This is a genomic window from Corallococcus sp. AS-1-6 (assembly GCF_020037015.1).
GTDB lineage: Bacteria > Myxococcota > Myxococcia > Myxococcales > Myxococcaceae > Corallococcus.
Genome location: NZ_JAIQDE010000017.1, coordinates 1 through 18,500 on the forward strand (window position 1 = coordinate 1; position 18,500 = coordinate 18,500).

Annotated in this window: 14 protein-coding genes and 1 pseudogene; 5 read left to right on the forward strand and 10 right to left on the reverse strand. The window is 71.8% G+C overall.

Annotated elements, in window-relative coordinates:
• A pseudogene (locus tag K8612_RS22700) lies at positions 1–275 on the reverse strand (hypothetical protein); the annotation flags it as partial.
• A gap of 415 nt (positions 276–690) precedes the next feature.
• Here K8612_RS22700 and K8612_RS22705 point away from each other — a divergent pair.
• On the forward strand, positions 691–1,548 hold the full coding sequence (locus tag K8612_RS22705) for an SDR family oxidoreductase (protein ID WP_223763829.1): 858 nt from the start codon (positions 691–693) through the stop codon (positions 1,546–1,548).
• 67 nt (positions 1,549–1,615) lie between these two features.
• On the opposite strand, the gene K8612_RS22710 is transcribed toward K8612_RS22705, so the two are convergent.
• Entirely contained in the window at positions 1,616–2,413 is a 798-nt protein-coding gene (locus K8612_RS22710; protein WP_223763830.1) for an acyl-CoA desaturase, read from the reverse strand.
• A gap of 278 nt (positions 2,414–2,691) precedes the next feature.
• On the opposite strand from K8612_RS22710, the gene bioA reads away from it, so the two are divergent.
• Together bioA and K8612_RS22720 are read left to right on the forward strand one after the other, a co-directional pair.
• Positions 2,692–4,023, forward strand: a complete 1,332-nt coding sequence (bioA, locus tag K8612_RS22715; RefSeq protein ID WP_223763831.1) for an adenosylmethionine--8-amino-7-oxononanoate transaminase — start codon at positions 2,692–2,694, stop codon at positions 4,021–4,023.
• Positions 4,024–4,281: 258 nt separating this feature from the next.
• Positions 4,282–5,730 (forward strand): FAD-binding oxidoreductase, encoded by a 1,449-nt coding sequence (locus K8612_RS22720; protein ID WP_223763832.1) that lies wholly within the window; start codon positions 4,282–4,284, stop codon positions 5,728–5,730.
• 10 nt (positions 5,731–5,740) lie between these two features.
• Here the strand turns inward: K8612_RS22720 and K8612_RS22725 are convergent, their stop codons facing one another.
• From K8612_RS22725 to K8612_RS22735, 3 genes are all read right to left on the reverse strand, one after another.
• Positions 5,741–9,160 (reverse strand): ATP-binding protein, encoded by a 3,420-nt coding sequence (locus tag K8612_RS22725; RefSeq protein WP_223763833.1) that lies wholly within the window; start codon positions 9,158–9,160, stop codon positions 5,741–5,743.
• A 128-nt stretch (positions 9,161–9,288) separates the two neighbouring features.
• Positions 9,289–9,912 (reverse strand): DedA family protein, encoded by a 624-nt coding sequence (locus tag K8612_RS22730; RefSeq protein WP_223763834.1) that lies wholly within the window; start codon positions 9,910–9,912, stop codon positions 9,289–9,291.
• A gap of 15 nt (positions 9,913–9,927) precedes the next feature.
• Complete coding sequence (locus K8612_RS22735) at positions 9,928–11,010, reverse strand: AI-2E family transporter (protein ID WP_223763835.1); 1,083 nt, start codon at positions 11,008–11,010, stop codon at positions 9,928–9,930.
• Between the two features lie 418 nt (positions 11,011–11,428).
• On the opposite strand from K8612_RS22735, the gene K8612_RS22740 reads away from it, so the two are divergent.
• Positions 11,429–11,950 (forward strand): hypothetical protein, encoded by a 522-nt coding sequence (locus K8612_RS22740; protein ID WP_223744914.1) that lies wholly within the window; start codon positions 11,429–11,431, stop codon positions 11,948–11,950.
• A gap of 48 nt (positions 11,951–11,998) precedes the next feature.
• A complete protein-coding gene (locus K8612_RS22745) occupies positions 11,999–14,050 on the forward strand; it encodes a S9 family peptidase (RefSeq protein WP_223763836.1) in 2,052 nt (683 codons plus the stop codon).
• Between the two features lie 3 nt (positions 14,051–14,053).
• Here K8612_RS22745 and K8612_RS22750 read toward each other — a convergent pair whose 3' ends face one another.
• The 5 genes from K8612_RS22750 to K8612_RS22770 form a co-directional block, all read right to left on the reverse strand.
• The gene (locus tag K8612_RS22750) at positions 14,054–14,821 is read right to left on the reverse strand and encodes a hypothetical protein (RefSeq protein WP_223744913.1); all 768 of its coding nucleotides are present in this window, start codon (positions 14,819–14,821) and stop codon (positions 14,054–14,056) included.
• Positions 14,821–15,867, reverse strand: coding sequence for a hypothetical protein (locus K8612_RS22755; protein WP_223763837.1), 1,047 nt, complete (start codon positions 15,865–15,867; stop codon positions 14,821–14,823). Before K8612_RS22755 ends, K8612_RS22750 begins: the two co-directional genes overlap by 1 nt.
• A gap of 161 nt (positions 15,868–16,028) precedes the next feature.
• Positions 16,029–16,622: a GNAT family N-acetyltransferase gene (locus K8612_RS22760; RefSeq protein ID WP_223763838.1), complete on the reverse strand. Its 594-nt coding sequence runs from the start codon at positions 16,620–16,622 to the stop codon at positions 16,029–16,031.
• 125 nt (positions 16,623–16,747) lie between these two features.
• Positions 16,748–18,052, reverse strand: a complete 1,305-nt coding sequence (locus K8612_RS22765) for an OmpA family protein (protein WP_223744908.1) — start codon at positions 18,050–18,052, stop codon at positions 16,748–16,750.
• A 33-nt stretch (positions 18,053–18,085) separates the two neighbouring features.
• Positions 18,086–18,448, reverse strand: coding sequence for a DUF4398 domain-containing protein (locus K8612_RS22770; RefSeq protein WP_223744907.1), 363 nt, complete (start codon positions 18,446–18,448; stop codon positions 18,086–18,088).
• Positions 18,449–18,500 lie beyond the last annotated feature (52 nt).

Genomic DNA, 18,500 nt, shown 5'->3' on the forward strand with positions numbered 1-18,500 from the left:
AACAGGCTGTAGGACTCCAGCGCGCCGAACCAGACGCCCACGGGCGCGTCGTTCGAGCCCAGCTTGAGGCCGCGCACCACCTGCCCGAAGTCGGACAGGTGGTCCCAGTCCTCCCTCCTCACGAGACCCGTGCCACCCCATGCTCGCAATCTGACCGGTGCGCCGAGGTTGAGCCCGAACTCCGAACCACCCTCCAGGATGAGCGTGGGCTCCAGTTGGATGAAGCCCTCGGCCTCACCGCCGCCTGAGCGCGGAAGGTACGCGAGCGGTGCCACCTCCAGCCGTGCCAATGGAGACCCGGAGCGCGAGGATTCCTGGGGGCCTGAAGTCCCGGAGTCAGGCGCATCCGTAGCCGCTCCTCGCATGGGAAGCAGACCCAGCCACAGCACCGCCCACCAGCGGTTGCCCATTGCTCGCCCCTCGTGACTGCACTCCGGTGCGGTGTGCGGAACCCCGTGATAGCCGCCGAGTCCGACACGTCCGCCGTAAGCGCTCGCCGTGCCCGGTCGTGACGGGCGCCCGTGAAGTCGCGAAACCTCCAGGCCACTGGGCGGCGGGGCCTCCCGGTGACGCTTCGCACGAACTTGTCCGACAGTCGGACAGGTTTGGGCCCGAGCGGGGCGGGAGGTGTAGCGCAGGGAGGCCTGGGGGCTTGAGATGCTCCCGGCCACGGGAAACACGGAGGCAGCCATGTTCGTCATCACGGGAGCCACGGGGCGGTTGGGCCGGTTCGTCGTCGAGGGCCTGTTGAAGAAGGTCCCCGCGGACCAGGTCGCGGTCGCGGTGCGCAATCCGGACAAGGCCGCGGAGTGGGCCGCGCGCGGCGTGCAGGTCCGCAAGGCGGACTACAGCCGCCCGGAGACGTGGGACGGCGTGTTCTCCGGCGGAGACACGGCGCTGCTCATCTCCTCCAGCGAGGTGGGCCAGCGGCGCAAGCAGCACCAGACCGTGGTGGACGCGGCGAAGAAGGCTGGCGTGAAGCTCCTGGCCTATACGAGCATCCTGCACGCGGACACATCGCGGATGGTGCTGGCGCCGGAGCACCTGTTCACGGAGGAGGCCATCCGCGCGTCAGGCTTGCCGTTCGTGTTCCTGCGCCACGGTTGGTACCTGGAGAACTACACGGAGGCCGCGAAGCGCACGCTGGAGCAGGGCGTGCTCCGGGGCTGCGCGAAGGACGGCCGCGTCGCCCCCGCCACCCGCCAGGACTTCGCGGACGCCGCCGTCGCGGTGCTCACCGGCACGGGCCACGGGAACCCGGTGTACGAGCTCGCGGGTGACACGGGCTTCACGCTGGCGGAGTACGCGGCGGAGCTGTCACGCCAGTCCGGCAGGACCGTGACGTACCAGGACCTGCCACCCGCCGACTTCGCCGCCGCGCTCATGCAGGCGGGCCTGCCCAAGGGCTACGCCGACGTGCTGGCCAACTCCGACGAAGGTATCGCCCGGGGCGACCTGAACGACACCAGCCGCACGCTCAGCCGCCTCATCGGCCGCCCCACCACGACCCTGGCGGAGGCGCTGGCCGAGGCGCTCCAACAGGCCTGAGAAACACCACGGGGGAGCAGGCCCTGATGGACGGCTCCCCCGCGTTGCTTCAAGTCTGGACCGGAACTCAGGCCGCCTGTGCTCCCGCGCCGCTCTGGCGGGCCACTTCGCGCGGCTCCGGGTACACGGCGCGCTGGGGCGTGGTGATGCGGATGACGCCCAGCTTCGACAGCACGCGCATCACCTGCCACGTGGGGTCGATTTCGAAGGCGCGCGCCGCGAAGTTCGGGCTGCTGCCGTACTTGTGGTGGTTGTTCTGGAACAGCTCACCCATGCACAGCACGTCCACCGGCAGCGTGTTGCGCGACTTGTCCGCGCCCTTGAAGTTCCGGTAGCCGTACTTGTGCCCGCACCAGTTCACGATGGCGCCGTGCACCGGCCCCATCACGAAGTGCACCGGCAACAGCAGGAACATCCAGGGCGACGTCGCGAACGCCGCGTAGAACGCCGTGTACAGCGCCACCCAGCCCAGCACCGCCCACCAGGACTGGCCCAGCGTCTCGTCCACCAGCTTCCACTCCGGATAGCCACCCTCGAAGCGCGGCTCCGGCTGGATCCTGCGCGTCAGGATGCCCGAGTAGCGCTCCTTCGTGTGCCACATCATCCGCACCACGTCCTTGAAGTAGTGCGGCGAATGCGGGTCGTTCTCCGTGTCCGAGAACGCGTGGTGCTCGCGGTGCAGGATGGCGTACGCCCGCGGCGACAGGTACGACGAGCCCTGCACCAGGTAGGTGAGCAGGTGCATCACCTTCTCCGTGCGCGGCCCCATGCTGTACATGCGGTGCGCCGCGTAACGGTGCTGGAAGAAGCTCTGGAAGAAGACGCAGAGCAGCCAGTGACTGATGAAGAAGATGATGATGGCCATGACTCTCCCGTGATGACAGACACAGGGCTAACACCCCCCCTGTCACGGCAATGTCAGCGCTCCCCACGTCACCGGCACCGGACCGGCCCCACCGTCCCGTCCCGGACGCACGCCACTGAGCGTCACCCTCCGCCGCCTGTCCGCTGGTGGATAAGGCCCGGTGCGGTCACCCATTCGCCCCCGTCCCACGTGTCGCACCGCGACGTTGCGGGCCGTCCCCGGGGAGGGCAGAAGGGCACGCGGCGCGTCACCCCCCTTCACACCCAGGAGCCTCCACCGTGGATCGGGCAACCCTCGTCGGACTCGACAAGCAGCACGTCTGGCACCCCTACACCGCCATGGAGCAGTACGTCGCGAAGACGGACCCCCTGGTCATCGTCCGCGCGGAGGGCGTCTGGCTCCATGACGCGGACGGACGGCGCTACCTGGACGCCAACGGCTCCTGGTGGGTGTCCACCCTGGGACACCGCCACCCGCGCCTCGTGCACGCGCTCACCGAGCAACTGGGCAGCCTGGCCCACGTCTCGCTCGCGGGCATCACCCACGGCCCCGCGGCCCGGCTGGGCGCGGAGCTGACGGCGCTGGCCCCGGGCGCGGAGCGGGCGGACGTGCCTTCGGGCGAGAAGCTGTCGCGCGTCTTCTATTCGGACAACGGCAGCACCGCGGTGGAGGTGGCCATCAAGATGGCCGCGCAGTACTGGGCGCAGAACGGACGGCCCCGCCGCACCCGCTTCATCACCCTGACCGGCGCCTTCCACGGCGAGACCCTGGGCGCCACCAGCGTGGGCGGCGTGCACGAGTTCCGCGACGTGTTCGGCCCGCTCCTCTTCGACGTGGTGCACGTGCCGTCCCCCGCCGAACCCGACGGCCACGCGCGCGCCCTGGCCCAGGTGAAGGCCGCGCTCGCGGCGGATCCGGATGGCATCGCCGGCGTCATCCTGGAGCCCGTCATCCAGGGCGCCGCGGGCATGTGGATGTCGTCGCCGGACTTCGTGCGCGAGGTGCGCGAGGCCACCCGCGCGGTGGACACCTTCCTCATCGCCGACGAGGTCTTCACCGGCATGGGCCGCACCGGCGCGCGCTTCGCGGTGGACCTGGCCGGCGTGGTGCCGGACCTCCTGTGCCTGGCCAAGGCGCTCAGCGGGGGCCTGCTGCCCTTCGCCGCCACGCTCGCGTCGGAGCGCATCTTCCAGGGCTTCCTGGGGGCGAAGGACCGGGCGCTGTATTACGGGCACTCGTACTGCGGCAACCCGCTGGGCGCGGCCGTGGCGCGCGAGGTGCTGGCCGTGTACCGCGACGAGGATGTGCTGGGGCAGGTCCAGCGCAAGGCGCCGCGCGTGAAGGCCGCCTTCGAGCGCATGGCCGCCACCCTCCCCGGGCTGGTGCGCCCGCGCGCGGTGGGCATGGTGGGCGCGGTGGACCTGGGCGGCGGAGGCTACTTCGCGGACAGCGGGTGGCGCGTCTACGAGGCCGCCCGCCGCCGCGGCCTGTACCTGCGCCCCATGGGCAACACCGTCTACATCGCGCCGGCGCTCAACATCCCGGACGCGGACCTGGACCTGCTGCTCCAGGGCGTGGAGGACAGCCTGCGCGAGGTGGCGGCGGGCTGAGCCGTCCCCCGCGCGGAGAGCGCGAGCGCCCCCGTGCGCTCGCGCGGCCGCGAGCCTCGCGCCGCGAGGGCGTGCCCATCCTCCTCCGGGAGCGTGGCGCCCCGGGAGGGAAGGAGGGGCGGAGCGCCACGTCCGCGCCCGCCGGTCGGCGCGTGCCGGGAGGCCCCCTCCTGCCTCCCGGTGCCGCGCGGGCCTCCCCCGTGCGCATCCGTTGAGTCAGGCGCCGTGCCGGCGCCGATGCTCGACGAGGGGACCGCCATGACACTCGAAACCCACCGCCCGCAGACAGGCCCCGGCCTGCCCGCGGGGTTGACGCCGGACAGCGTGGAGTTGTTCCGGGCGCAACTGCGCGGCGCGCTCATCCAGCCGGGAGACGCCGACTACGCGGAGGCCTGTCAGTTGTACAACGCGATGATCCACAAGCGCCCGGCCATGGTGGCCCGGTGCGCGGACGTGGCGGACGTCATCGCCGCGGTGGCCCTGGCCCGCGAACGCAAGCTCCCCCTGGCCGTGCGCGGCGGCGGCCACAACGGCGGCGGCCTGGGGCTGGTGGATGACGGGTTGGTCATCGACCTGTCGCGCATGCGCGGCGTGCGCGTGGACCCCGAGGCCCGCACGGTGCGCGTCTCCGGCGGCGCCGTCTGGGGGGACGTGGACCACGCCACCCACGCCTTCGGGCTCGCGGTGCCCTCCGGCATCATCTCCACCACGGGCGTGGCCGGGCTCACGCTGGGCGGCGGCCTGGGGTACCTCACGCGCCGCTTCGGGCTCACCATCGACAACCTGCTCGCCGTGGACATGGTGCTCGCGGACGGCCGCTTCGTCACCGCGAACGAGGAGAAGCACCCGGACCTGTTCTGGGCGGTGCGCGGCGGAGGCGGCAACTTCGGCGTGGTGACGTCCTTCCTGTTCCGCGCCAACCCCGTGGACACCGTCATCGGAGGCCCCACGCTCTGGCCCCTGGACCGCGCTGCGGAGGTGCTGCGCTGGTACCGCGAGTTCCTCCCGGCCGCGCCGGAAGAGCTCAGCGGCTTCTTCGGCTTCCTCACCGTGCCGCCCGCGCCGCCCTTCCCGGAGGCGCTCCACTTCCAGAAGATGTGCGGCGTGGTGTGGTGCTACACGGGCGACCCCGCGCGCGCGGATGAGTTCTTCGCGCCCGTGCTGGCGCTCAAGCCCGCGCTGCACGGCGCGATGCCCATGCCCTTCCCCATGCTCCAGAGCGCCTTCGACGCGCTCTATCCGCCGGGGCACCAGTGGTACTGGCGCGCGGACTTCGTGCGCGAGATCCCGGACGCGGCCATCGAGCAGCACGTGCACTTCGCCGAGCGCCTGCCGTCCATGCAGTCCACCATGCACCTGTACCCCATCGACGGGGCGGCGCACCGGGTGGGCCCGCATGACACGGCGTTCCGCTTCCGCGACGCGCGCTGGTCGGAGGTCATCGTCGGGGTGGACCCGTCACCGGACCGGGCGGCGGACATCTCCGCCTGGGCGAAGGAGTACTGGAGCGCGCTGCACCCGTACTCGGCGGGCGGCGCCTACGTGAACTTCATGATGGAGGAGGGCCAGGAGCGCGTGCAGGCCACCTACGGCGACAACTACGCGCGGCTGGTGGAGGTGAAGCGGGCCTACGACCCCCAGAACCTCTTCCACGTGAACCAGAACATCCTGCCCGGCCCGGTGAAGCCCCCGGGCGTCGCGCACTGAAGGCGCGCGCTCAGGCCTGGGCCCGGGGCGGCAGCGGCAGGTCGATGATGAAGGCGGCGCCCTGGCCGGGGGCGCTCTTCAGGACCAGCTTGCCGTGGTGGCCCTCGACGATCTGCCTGGCGATGAAGAGGCCCAGCCCCAGGCCGTGCACGGAGCGGGGCGGGCCTCCGCGCTCGAAGCGCTCGAAGACGCGGGCCTGGTGCTCGGGAGGGATGCCCGGGCCGCCGTCCGACACGTAGAGGATGAGCCGGTCGCCGTGCTTCCTGAGCCCGACGCCGAGCGACGTGCCCGGCGCGTACTTGATGGCGTTGGACACCAGGTTCGTCAGCACCTGCTGCATGCGCGAGCGGTCCCACCACACGCGCACGTTCAGCTCCGCCCGGAGCTGCAGGATGCACCGGGCCTGCTCCATCTGCTCGCGGAAGATGTCCAGGACCTCGTGCACCAGCTCCATCGGGTCGCTCTCCTCCATGTGGAGGTCGAGCTTGCCCGCGCGGATGCGGGAGACGTCCAGCAGCTCGTCCACCAGCCGCGACATCCGCTCCACCTGCCGCTGCGCGGACTCCACCGCCACGAGGAGCTTCTCCGGGGTGGGAGGGTCGCTGCGCGTGGGGGACAGGCGCCGGCGCGTCATCTCCAGGTGCAGCAGCAGCGCGGTGACGGGCGTCTTCAGCTCGTGGGACGCCACGCCCAGGAAGGTGTCGCGCGCGGTGAGCGCGTGCTGGAGGTCTCGGGTGAGGGCCTCCAGTTGCTGGCGCGCGTGGGTCCGCTCGCTGACCTCCTGCACGGCGACGAGCAGCCCCTGGATGTGGCCCTCGCCGTCGCGCTGGGCGTGGATGTCCACGTCCAGGATGAGCTCCTGGAGCCCGCCCTGGCCGTCCGGCTGGCGCGCCGGGACCTCGTGGCCCACGAAGGGCTCGCCGGTGCGGTAGACGCGCTCCAGGTGCTGGAGCAGCACGCCGTGGCCTCCGACGGGCTGCGCTTCGCGCGCGGGCCGGCCCAGCATGTCCCGGCCCATCAGCTTCGCGAACAGGGGGTTGATGACCGTGAAGACGAGGTCCGGGCCCGTCATCACGCACATGGCCGAGGGGGCCTGCATGAAGAAGTCGGAGAGCTGCCGCCGGGCCCGCGCCAGTTGCAGTTGGCTGTCCACGCGCGCCAGCAGCTCGCGCGCGGAGAAGGGCTTCACCAGGTAGTCATCCGCGCCCGCCTGGAGCCCCTCGATGCGGGCCTCCTCGCCCGCGCGCGCCGACAGCATGATGAAGGGGATGCCGCGCGTGCGCGCGTCGCCGCGCAGCTTCTGGAGCAGGCCGAAGCCGTCCAGCCGCGGCATCATCACGTCGCTGAGGATGAGGTCCGGCTTGTGCTCGACCGCCGCCTCGAAGGCCGCCTCGCCGTCCGCCACCGCGCGCACGTTCCAGTGCGGCGCCAGGAGGCCGCTGACGTACGCGCGCATGTCCGCGTTGTCGTCCGCGACGAGGATGCGCCCGCGCCCCGCCGGCAGCACGAGCCCCGCGCCCGGGCCCCCCAGCGCGGTGGCGCCGCGAGGGGCCCCCACCGGCTCCGGGCCCGGCGGCGGGAGGGGCTCCGGCGCATCCGGCAGCCAGCGCAGCGCCTCCTCGCTGAAGGCGGAGCCCAGCTTGCCCGCGTGCGGCGTCCCCACGTCGTCGTGGACCTGCTCCGCGGGCAGGTGCGCGCGGCCCAGCGGCAGCTCCACGAAGAAGGTGCTGCCCTCGCCCTCCACGCTGTGGACGCCCAGCGTGCCGCCGTGCAGCTTCACCAGCTCCTGGATGAGCGCCAGGCCAATGCCGGTGCCCTCGTGCGTGCGCCCGCGCGAGGACTCCACGCGGTGGAAGCGCTCGAACACGCGCGGCAGCTCCGCCTCCGGGATGCCGGTGCCGGTGTCCCGCACGGTGAGCCGCACCCGCGTCCCCTCGCGCGCGAGCCGCACGCTGACGCCGCCGTGGAGCGTGAACTTGAACGCGTTGGAGAGCAGGTTGAGGACAACCTTCTCCCACATGTCCCGGTCCACGTAGACGGGCTCGCCCACGTCCTGCGTCTCCACGGTGTACCGCAGCCCGCCCTTCTCCATGGCGGAGCGGAAGACGCTGGCCAGGTCCCCGGTGAGCCGCGCCAGGTCCGTGGGGTGGAAGCCCGCCTTCACCCGGCCCGCCTCGATGCGGGAGAAGTCCAGCAGCGAATTGACCAGCTTCAACAGGCGCAGCGCGTTGCGGTGGGTGAGCTCCTGGCGCGCGCGCTGGGCCGGCGGCAGGGGCGCGTCCTCGTCCGCGAGCGACTCCTCCAGCGGGCCCAGGATGAGCGTGAGCGGCGTGCGGAACTCGTGCGACACGTTGGAGAAGAACGCCGTCTTCGCCCGGTCGATGGCCGCCAGCGCCTCCGCGCGCTGGGCCTCCGCCTCGTAGGTGCGCACGCTGACGACGGCGTTGGTGACCGTGGCCTGGAGCTGCTCGTAGAAGCTCCGGTAGGCGTCATCCATCGCGCGGCGGGGGCTCACGCCGGCCACCAGGTGGCCATAGGGCTCCGCCATGCCGGCCGGGTGGACGGGGAGCACGAGCGCGTGCGCGGGCGGCTCCTCGTAGGGCCCTGGCACGGTGCCCGCGTCCAGCGGCGCGCGCGGCACGTCCACGGGGTCCGCGCCCCCGGTGGCGAAGGGCCACGGCCCGTCCAGCCCCGCCTCCTCCGGGCTCCACGCGGTGCCCGGGGGCAGGCCCATGCCGCCCACCCACCGGACGCGCGGGGCGGCTTCGTCGCGGCGGTAGAAGAGGAGGAAGGGCACGTCGAGCGCGGCGTCCGGCTGCAACTGCGCCAGCGCGGCGCCAATGTCCTCCAGCGTCTTCACCTTGCCCAGGAGCGCGGACAGCTCGCGCAGCGTCTGCGTGCGCCGCGCGCTGAGCATCTTCTCCGTCACCTCCGTGATGGGGTGGAAGAGGCCGCCCACGCCCCCGGACTCGTCCCGGATGGGGCTGAAGGAGAAGGTCATGAAGGCCTCCTCCAGGTAGCCGTGCCGGTCCAGGAACATGCGCTGGTTCTCGATGTAGGAACCGATGCCCGTGCCCGCCTTCTCGAACACGCCGCCCACCACCGGCAGCGCCGTGGCCCAGCAGTCGCGGAAGCGCTGGCCCATGGACTCCGGGTGCTTCGCGCCGCAGATGGGCCGGTAGCTGTCGTTGTAGAGCTGTACCCGCTCCGGCCCCCACGCGATGAGGATGGGGAAGGTGGAGGACAGGCAGAGGCTGACCGTCGTGCGCAGGCTCTGCGGCCAGGTCTCCACCGGCCCGAGCGGCGTCTTCGACCAGTCCATGGAGCGGATCAACCGCCCCATCTCACCGCCGCCGGACAGCCAGTCCATGCCCCCTTCCGGGGACGCCGCCGCGGTGGAGCCGGCCTGGGAGGGACTGGGGAGCGTCATGAGGCCTCGGATGTTCGTCCAGGAAAACCATCCGGTTGATAGCGGATTCGCGCGGCGCGCGCCGGGTCATGCAGAACAAGTGTGAGCTTGCTTGCTTCAACCCCAGGTGGGGCGGCGGGGACCGCCGCTCACGGGCCTCGGGGCGACGGGCGGGGCGGCCGCTTCTCGCGGGCATGCCGCACGGCGAGCACCACGAGCAGCGCCGCCACGCCGGCCAGCGCGACGAAGTGCTCCACGCGGCCCACGCCCTTCGCCACGCGGTCCACGCTCGCGGAGCCCAGGTAGCCCAGCGTCACCACCAGGGGCGAGCTCAGGCACAGCGCCAGCCCGTCCCAGAGCAGGAAGCGGCGCAGGGGCATGCCCTCCGCGGCGGCCATGGCGAACACCGGCACGCGCAGCACGGACATGAACCGGCCCACGAAGACGACGCGCGAGCCGTGCTTCGCGTACAGACCCTGGATGCGCTCGCGGCGCTCCGGGGGGAACAGGCGGCGGGTGCGCCGGTGCGTGTACAGGGCTTGTCCCAGCCGGCGCGCCGTGAGGAAGAGCACGGTGTCCCCGCACAGCACGCCCGCGAAGCACAGCGCGATGGCGGCCGGGAGCGGCATGGCCCCCCGGTGCGACAGCACGCCCGCCGCGAGCTGCACCAGGTCCTCCGGGAACGGCAGCCCCAGGCCTCCCGCCACCAGCGCGAGGAAGAGCAGCGGGCCGGAGCCGTGCGTCAACAGGAGCTGGAGCGGCGAGGCGGTCATCGGGGCTGGGGCCCTTCAGGGCTCCGGGAGGACGGCCGCGGCGCGGCGCTCCTGGCGGAAGAGGAGGACCTCCCGGACGATGATCTGCACGGTGGCCGCCACGGGCACGGCCACCACCGCGCCCACGATGCCCCCCAGCTCCACGCAGAAGAGGACCGCGAGCAGGGTGACGAGCGGGTTGACGTGCACGGTGCGCTTGAACACGAGCGGCGCCATCACGTTGCCCTCCAGTTGGCCGTAGAGGAGGAAGTAGATGAACACCGCCAGCGCCTTCCACAGGCCGCCGGTGGCCAGCGTGAGCAGGGTGATGATGCCGCCCGCGATGATGGGCCCCGCGTAGGGCACCAGGCTGGAGAAGCCGCTGGCCACGCCCAGGGGCAGATAGAAGGGCATGCCCAGCACCGCCAGCATGGTGGTGGTGAGCGTGGCGTTGATGGCGCAGATGAGGGTGATGCCGGACAGGTAGCCGCCCGTCGCGCTGTACACGTTGCGCAGCACGCGCACGTAGCGCAGGCGGTGGTCGGGGCGGGCCAGGTCCAGCAGGCGCCGGAGCACGCCGCCGCCGAACACCAGCATGAACACCACCAGGAAGAAGACGGTGATGACGCCACCCAGGAGGCCCACCACGCCGCCAATGGCGCTCATCAGGAGCTCGGGCAGGGGCCCCGCGAGCGCGGGCGTGGCCTCCTCCAGCCGTTCGTTCCAGCCCAGGCTGTGCAGCCGCTGGTTGAGCGCGCGCAGGATGCCGGTGCCGCGCACCTGCTTCCACAGGTGCGGCCACTGCGTCACCAGCGCGTCCACCTGCTCCACCAGGTCCGGAATCACCAGCAGGCCCAGCGCCACGGTGGCCACGAACAGCGCGAACAGCACCAGGGTGATGGCCAGCCACCGCCGCATGCCGCGCTTCTCCAGCCGCGACACGCCGTGCTCCAGCGACAGCGCGATGATGGCCGCGATGCCGGTGAGCGTGAGCGCCACGCGCGTCCTGGCGACGAGCACCACCAGGGCCATCACGCCCAGCACCACGAGGCACACGGTGAACACCGTGCGGGGCGACACCTGGGACTTCGGCGGCAACGTGACGACGGGCTCGGACACCGGCAAAGGCTCCCCGGGGCGGGCCACCGGCTGCGGGCCCCATGCCTTGCGGATGCGTCATCCCGCGCCCGGCGGCAACCACCGTCGTCCTCCAAATGTGCGCGCCGGGGCCGCGCGCCGTCCAAGCGTCCTGCGGGTGACACCCGGCGCCGCGCGGAAGGCCGGGGCCGGACGCAATCACCGGCCGCGCGGTTCGTCACCCCGGCAGCCCCGAAATGGCCGGGCTGGCCGCCAGGCCGTCCGTCCCCCCGAGCACGGTTGCGCGTCCGCCACGCGACGGCGCCGCGCTCGGGCGTCCTGCACCTGACGCGCCGGGACGTCTTGGAAAGAGGGGACAGCACGGTTTGCCGGGCCCGTGCGTCAGACGGGGATGGGAACCTTCGTGGGAAGGGACTTTCGCGGGCCGGGAGAGGACACCATGAAAAAGATGGGTGAGCAGGAGCTGGAAGGGGTGCTTCGGGAGGCCCTGGAGACCGAGGCCCGGTGGCGCGGGCTGGCGGCGAAGCTGGCGGAGCTGGGCGGCGAGGAGATGGACGCGCAGTTGCTGGTGACGTTCCGGGGCGCGCGGGACGCGGGCGCGGTGCCGCCGGACGCGGGCTTCTTCCTGGTGGCGCACATCCTGACGGCGATGGCGGACGAGGCCATCGCGGAGGATCCGCGCGTGCGGATGCGGGCGCGCGAGCTGGACGCGATGGAGCGCGACTACGGCCTCACCGGCGAGGGCTGGCCGGAGGGGGAGCCTCCGCCGGAGGACTGGGAGGCGCTGTGCGTGGAGTACGAGCGCGCCTGTGACGAGGCGCGCGCCGCGTTCTTCCGCGCGTACGGCGAGGAGGAGATGGCGCGGCTGTACCTGGACCAGCGCGTGACGTTCCACCACCGCTTCGAGAGCGGGCGGCGCTTCTTCCACGGGCTGCCCATGCTGCCCACGCAACTGCACTGAGCGGCGGGTCCGCTACACTCCGCCCCGGTCTTTCGCGGGAGGCGGCGGATGCGAGCGGCAAGCCTGGCTGTGGCGGTGGGGTGTTGCGTGTGGGGCGCGCTGGCGTCCGGGGCGGCGCCCGCGCGGGGGGAGGCGAGCGCCACGTACGACGCGCTCCAGCGCCTGGTGCGCATCCGCGAGGTGTCGCTGTCGCCGGACGGCACGCGGGTGGCCTGGGTGGAGTCGGTGCCCGGGACCGCGGAGGCCGCGAGGCTCCAGGTGCGGGAGCTGGCGCATCCGGAGCGGGCCCCGGTGCGCGTCACCGCGTCGAAGGACGGCGCGCCGTGCGCGGAGGGGGCGCTGACGTGGAGCCCGGACGGCCGGCGGCTCGCGTTCCTGTCCACGGCGGGCGAGGGCCGGGCGAAGCAGCTCTACGTGGCGGACGCGTCCGGAGCTGGCGGGCCCGCGCGGCGGCTCACCACGGTGAAGGGCGTGCTGGCGGCGCCGAGGTGGTCCCCGGACGGGACGTCCGTGGGGCTGCTCGTCATCGAGGGCGCGGAGGACGCGCTGGGGCCCCGGGGGCCGGCGGCGCGGGAGACGGGCGTGGTGCAGGCGTCCCCGCCGGTGAAGCGCTTCGCGGTGGTGACGGTGGAGGACGCGCGGCTGCGGATGGTGTCGCCCGCGGGGTTGTTCATCCACGAGTACGCGTGGAGTCCGGACGGCGCGCGGGTGGCGGTGACGGCGTCGAAGCCCCCGGGGGACGCGAACTGGTGGAGCGCGCGGGTGTACGCGGTGGAGGCGGGGACGGGGGAGACGTCGCTCTTGCACGCGCCCCGGTGGCAGGTGGCGGAGCCCGCGTGGAGTCCGGATGGCCGGCGGCTCGCGTTCATCGAGGGGCTGATGAGCGACGAGGGCAACACGGGCGGGGACGTGCTCGTGGTGTCGGTGCCGGAGCGGCTGGCGGCGAAGGTGCGGTTCGGGGAGAAGGCGGCGCTGCCCGTGGAGGTGCCGCCCGCGCAAAACGTGACGGAGGGGCTGAAGGCGACGGCCACGGACCTCTTCTGGCCCGCGGCGGAGCGGCTGGTGTTCGTGGCGCAGGCGCAGGGCGAGGCCGCGCTGATGGCGGTGGCTCCGGGGGGCGGAGCGGTGAAGACGCTGTGGAAGGGCCCGGAGCACGTGACGGTGTCGCTGGGGAGGGACGGGGTGACGAGCGCGGTGGTGCGCGACTCCATCACCCAGGCGCCGGAGCTGTGGACGGGGAGGGTGGGGGCGTGGAGGCAGGTGACGCGCCTCAACGCGGACGTGCGCGTGCCGGTGGGCGACGTGCGCAGCGTGACATGGACGCGCGACGGGCAGCCGGTGCAGGGGTGGCTGGTGTTGCCGGTGCCGGACGTGTCCGGACGCAAGGCGCCCATGGTGACGGTGGTGCACGGAGGGCCGGCGGCGGGAGTGCTGCCCGCGTTCAGTCCGCAGACGGCGTTGTTCACGGCGAGCGGCTACGCGGTGTTCATGCCCAACCCGCGAGGCAGCTACGGCCAGGGGGAGGCGTTCGTGCAGGCGAACCGCCGCGACTTCGGCTTCGGGGACTTCAGCGACGTGCTGGCGGGGCTGGACGCGGTGCTGGCGTCCGCGCCGGTGGATCCGGCGCGGCAGGGCATCACGGGGTGGAGCTACGGCGGCTTCCTGACGATGTGGGCGGTGACGCGGACGCAGCGCTTCCAGGCGGCGGTGGCGGGCGCGGGCATCGCGAACTGGCAGAGCTACTACGGCACGAACCACATCGACGCCTGGATGCTGCCGTACTTCGGGGCGTCGGTGTACGACGAGCCGGAGGTGTACACGCGCTCCTCGCCCATCAACGGCGTGAAGCAGGTGAGGGCGCCCACGCTGGTGCTGCACGGTGAAAGGGACATGGAAGTGCCCGCGTCGCAGGGCTACGAGTTCCACAAGGCGCTGAAGACGCTGGGCGTGAAGACCCAGTTGGTCATCTACGCGGACGAAGGCCACAGCCTGCGCAAGCCCGAGCACCAGAAGGACCGGCTGCTCCGGACGCTGGACTGGTTCGACGCGAACCTGCCGGCGGCGGAGTCGAAGCCGAAGGTGCGAGCACCGGCGCGCTGAGGATCAGAGCTCCGAGAACAGGTCGACCGCCGCCTGGGCCAGCAGGGCCTGCTCGTCCGCATCGAGGCTCGCTGCGTAGCGGATGACGTCGCGCGGGCCTGGCGCTTCCGTGTTCCAGAAGAGTTGAAGCAATCTGTTCCGGAGCGTCCGTCCTTCCTCCCCCGCCTGCTGCAGTGAGTCGCGCACGGCCTGCGGGCCCACCAGCTTGACGTAGGCGAACATGTCGAAGCTGTCCTTGGTCTTGTCCGGGCGCAGCTCACGCTTGGCGCGTTCCTTCATCGTCAGGAACCCCGTGGCATCCGGCAGCAGGATCCGCAGCGGCTTTCCCGCGACCAGGACCACGGCATGACCGCGGCGGAGCGCCAGCCGTGCATCCGGCAAGGGCGTCATTCCGGTGGGCAGCTCGTTGGGGTCGACGTCCTTGGGGACGAAGAGGTCCACGTCCATCTGCCCACCGGGCAAGGTCTTCGACCAGCGGAAGTGCCGGGTCCTGGCATAGCCTCGATGGCGGAGGACATCCGGAAGGCGCTCGGCCATGAAGTCCGAGCCATCCACGTCGAACAGCAGATCCGGCTCGTAGGAGAAGCCTCGCTCGATCACGATACCGGTATCGGTCTCGATGGAGATGACCCCGCTTCCACCCCGCTGCCTGGACTCCAGCGCGAGGACTTGCCCTCCAATGAGCATGATGCGGCTGGAAAGGTCTCCCAAGTCGAGCATCAGCTCGCCCAATTCACCGAGGATTTCGTCGAAGCGCTCTTCATCCGTCATCAAGGCTCATCCGAAAGGGGGAGGGCCTGCGCGAAGCGCCGGGCCAAATCCTCCGCCTGTTCGGTTCCCCTGCCGCCGCTCTGGTGGAAGTCCACGGCCAACTGGGGCAGCGCGACCGCTGGACCGTGCGGTAGCAGTCGCTGTGCATGGTAGATGCCGCCCGCGTCGGTTTCGGCGGCTGGCTCCGGGCGAAGCACGAAGAAGTTGTGCGGAGTCATCCGGCGCAGTCCGAACGCCGAGACGGCGGGTTCAAGGGATCCCGAAAGGTAGATGCCGTGGGGGAGCCCGGAGACGGCTCGTTCGTCGGGACGCAGGGCGCTTGCCAGCGTGAAGGTCGAGCGGATGCCCTGGGAGGTCAGCAGGCCATGGGCCTTGCCGAGCAGGTCCGGAGTCGTGGCTGGAGCGTTGAAGCCTTCCCGGGTGATGGCTGTCGGCTTGTCGCTCGTCAGCCATGCTCTCAGCAGGGCCACCGGATCCCGAAGCCGGAAGCCGGTGCCGCGGCCTCCTTCGACGAAGCCTTCCTTCAGGAGTCTCGTGGTGACTCCATGTGCATAGGAGTAGCTCGTCTGGGTCTGCTCGGAGAGCGCGCGAACTGTCCAGCGCTGCTCGGGGGACTGGAGCAGGACGCGCACGAGCCGGCATCCCTTGCCATGGAACAAGGGCTCGCGAGGCGTTCGCTCCAGGGGGCGATGTCCCTGCACCCGGATGAAGGTGCTGCCTGTGCGCAGGAAGAACGTTCCGCGCATGTCGAGCAGGCCCACCTCCTCGCGCTCGCAGAGGTCGATGACGCTGGCGGAGGCCGAGTCCGTGACGAGCATCGGGAGCCGGAAGGCGGGAAGCGAGCGCGGATCCGCATCCCTGCGTTGAATCTGCTCGCGCAGGGCAGACAGCTTCTCGCGTTGGCTCAGCACATCCGTCGGGAACAGAGGGGCGCGATACCCCAACAACACGGGAACGCGAGCCTCCGGGAGCTGGACCACCGCGAGGTCGTAGAGGGATTCCCCCCGAGGACCTACCCGCGGCACCACGATGGCTTCCTGCTGCACCAGCTTGACGCCACGAGGCAGCGGCGGCGGATTCCGCCAGAACTCGTCACGGAAATGGGAGGGCCCGGGTCTCATTCAATTCTGTCGATATTGGCGTCCAAGCTTCGAAAAAGGGGCTATTAAAGCCCCATATCCACAATATCGACAAAATTGGCGTAAGGTCAGGGGCCGCGGCGGAGGCCGGGGTCGGCGGGGGCCACGAGCGAGTTGATCACTTGGTCGCGCCACTGGCCGTTGATGAGGAGGAAGTCGCGGGCGTAGCCCTCGGGGATGAAGCCCAGGCGGCGGAGGACGGCGGCGCTGCGCAGGTTCTCCGGCAGGTGGCTGGCCTGGAGCCGGTGCAGGCCCATGGCGCTGAAGGCGAAGTCGCAGAAGGCGCGGAGGGCCTCGGTCATGAGGCCCTTGCCCTCGTGGCGGTGATCCAGGCCATAGCCCAGGTCCGCGGCCTGGAGCGGCCCCCGGCGGATGTGGGCGAGCGAGGCGTTGCCGATGACCGGCGCGAGCGCGAGGGGCTGGCCCCTGGGGAGCAGGAAGACGCGCAGGGACACGTCGTGGCGGAAGTCCTCGCGGTCCTGGGCCAGGCGCGTGCGCCAGTAGGCCGAGGAGAAGAAGGTCGCCGGGCGCGCTGGCGACACCGGGCCCAGGTGGTCCTTGTTGGCCACGTGGTACGCCAGCACCCGCTCCGCCGCGTCGGGCGGCAGCAGCATCAGGTGGAGGCGCTCGGTGGTGAGCAGGACGGGCGACTTGTCGATCATGGCGGAGCCGGGCTTCCAAGGGTAACGCGCCCCCTCGGAACGTGCGCGAATGAAGCGCGGATGAAGAAAAAGGTCCCCACCCGCATGGAGTGAGGACCTTCATGCTCAGGGAGCACGGACGTGCGTTACTGCCCGTGGTCCATGGGCTGCTGGGGCACCTGCTGCTTCGCGGCACCGTCACCCGAGCCCTGTTCCGGCTGCGGGCTCTGGTGGTCCACGCCCGCGCCGTGCGGCTGCGCATCCGTGCCGCTGCCTCCCGTGCCATCCGGCTGCGCGTTCTGTCCCTGGTCCTGGTCGCCCTGGGGCGGCGGCTGCTGCGCTCCACTTCCACCCACGCCGCCGCTTCGCGACGGCTGCGCTCCCGCCACGTTGCGCTCCACCACGATCTCCACGCGGCGGTTGTTCGCGCGGCCCTCCGCCGTGCTGTTCGACGCCACCGGCCGGTTCTCACCCATGCCTCGAATCTGGATGCGGTCCGCGGGCACGCCCTGGTTCACCAGGAAGTTCCGCACGCTCTCCGCCCGGCGCTCCGACAACTGGTCGTTGTAGTCCTCCGAGCCTCGCGAGTCCGTGTGGCCTTCGATGAGCAACGGGTTCTTCGACTCCTTCAGCGCCGTCGCCACCTCCGACAGCCGGTCGCGCGCCGCGGGCAACAGCTCCGTCGCGTTCGTCGCGAACAGCACGCTGCCCGACAACGTCACCACCGTGCCGCGCGCCTCCTCCCGCACCTTCACGTTCTCGTCCTGCAGCCGCGTCAGCGCCTGCGACGCGCGCTGCTCCGCCTGGAGCCGCGCCTGCCGCTCCTGCTCCAGCTCCTGCGTGCGCTGCTGGAGCTGCTGGTTCAGCTCGGCCAGCCGCTGCGCCTCCGCCTGCTGCTGCTCCAGGCGCCGCTGCATCTCCGCTTCCATCTGCTGGCGCTGCTGCGCATCCGCCGCGCGCAGGCGCTCCGCCTCCTGCTGGCGCTGGGCGTCGAGCTGCTGACGCTGGGCCTCGAACTGCTGGCGCTGCTGCTCATACTGCTGGCGCTGGGCCTCGTACCTCGCGCGCTCCTCCTCCTGCTGGCGCGTGAGGTTCTGCGCGCGCGCCTCCTGCTGCTCCCGCAGGGACGCCTCCGCCTGCGCCCGCTGCTGCGCGGCCAGGTCCGCCTCGCCGCGCGCCGAGGCGATCTCCGCCTTGCGCAGGGCCACGTACGCCAACGAGCGCGTCCTCACCGAGCCCCTGCTCTCCGCGTACTCGTTCTCCGCCTCCTGCAGGGCCGCCCGGGCCGCCGCCACGTCCGCGGGGCGCTCGCGGCCCTCGGGGCTCGTGGACACCTCGCGGTACGCCTGGCGCGCCGCGGTCAGTTCACTGGGCGGGGGACCGTGCGCACACCCCACCGAGAGCGCCGTGACTCCCGCGACCGCCAACCATCCAAGTTTCCAACGCTGCATGACTCGCTCCTCACAAGGCTAGAGGTGGGGGACTCACTGACCGCGGCGGAGGGACTCGGCCTGCTCGGAGGCCCGCCGCGCCTCGTTCTTCAGGGGCACCGCGCGCGCCAGCGCCGACGCCAGGTCCGCGTCCGCCGCCGCCTGCCGGAACCGCAGCTCCGCGGCCTCCTGCTCGCCCTCTTGAATCAGCCGCTCACCGTCGGCGATCTGCTGACGCGCGAACTGAAGGTGCCGGGCGGCCTCGGGCACGTTCGGCGCCTGCGAGTTCTCCGCCGAGCGGAGCGCGGCCTCCGCCTGGACGCGCTGCTGATGGGTGGACGTAGCAATCACCTGCTTGCCTGCACAGCCAAGGGCCGCGACGCAGAGCAGGGCGGCGGCGAACAGCTTCGGGCGCATGGGTCACCTCATGCCGGTGGAATGCTGGGACGCTCCGGCGCGGCCCAGGGGG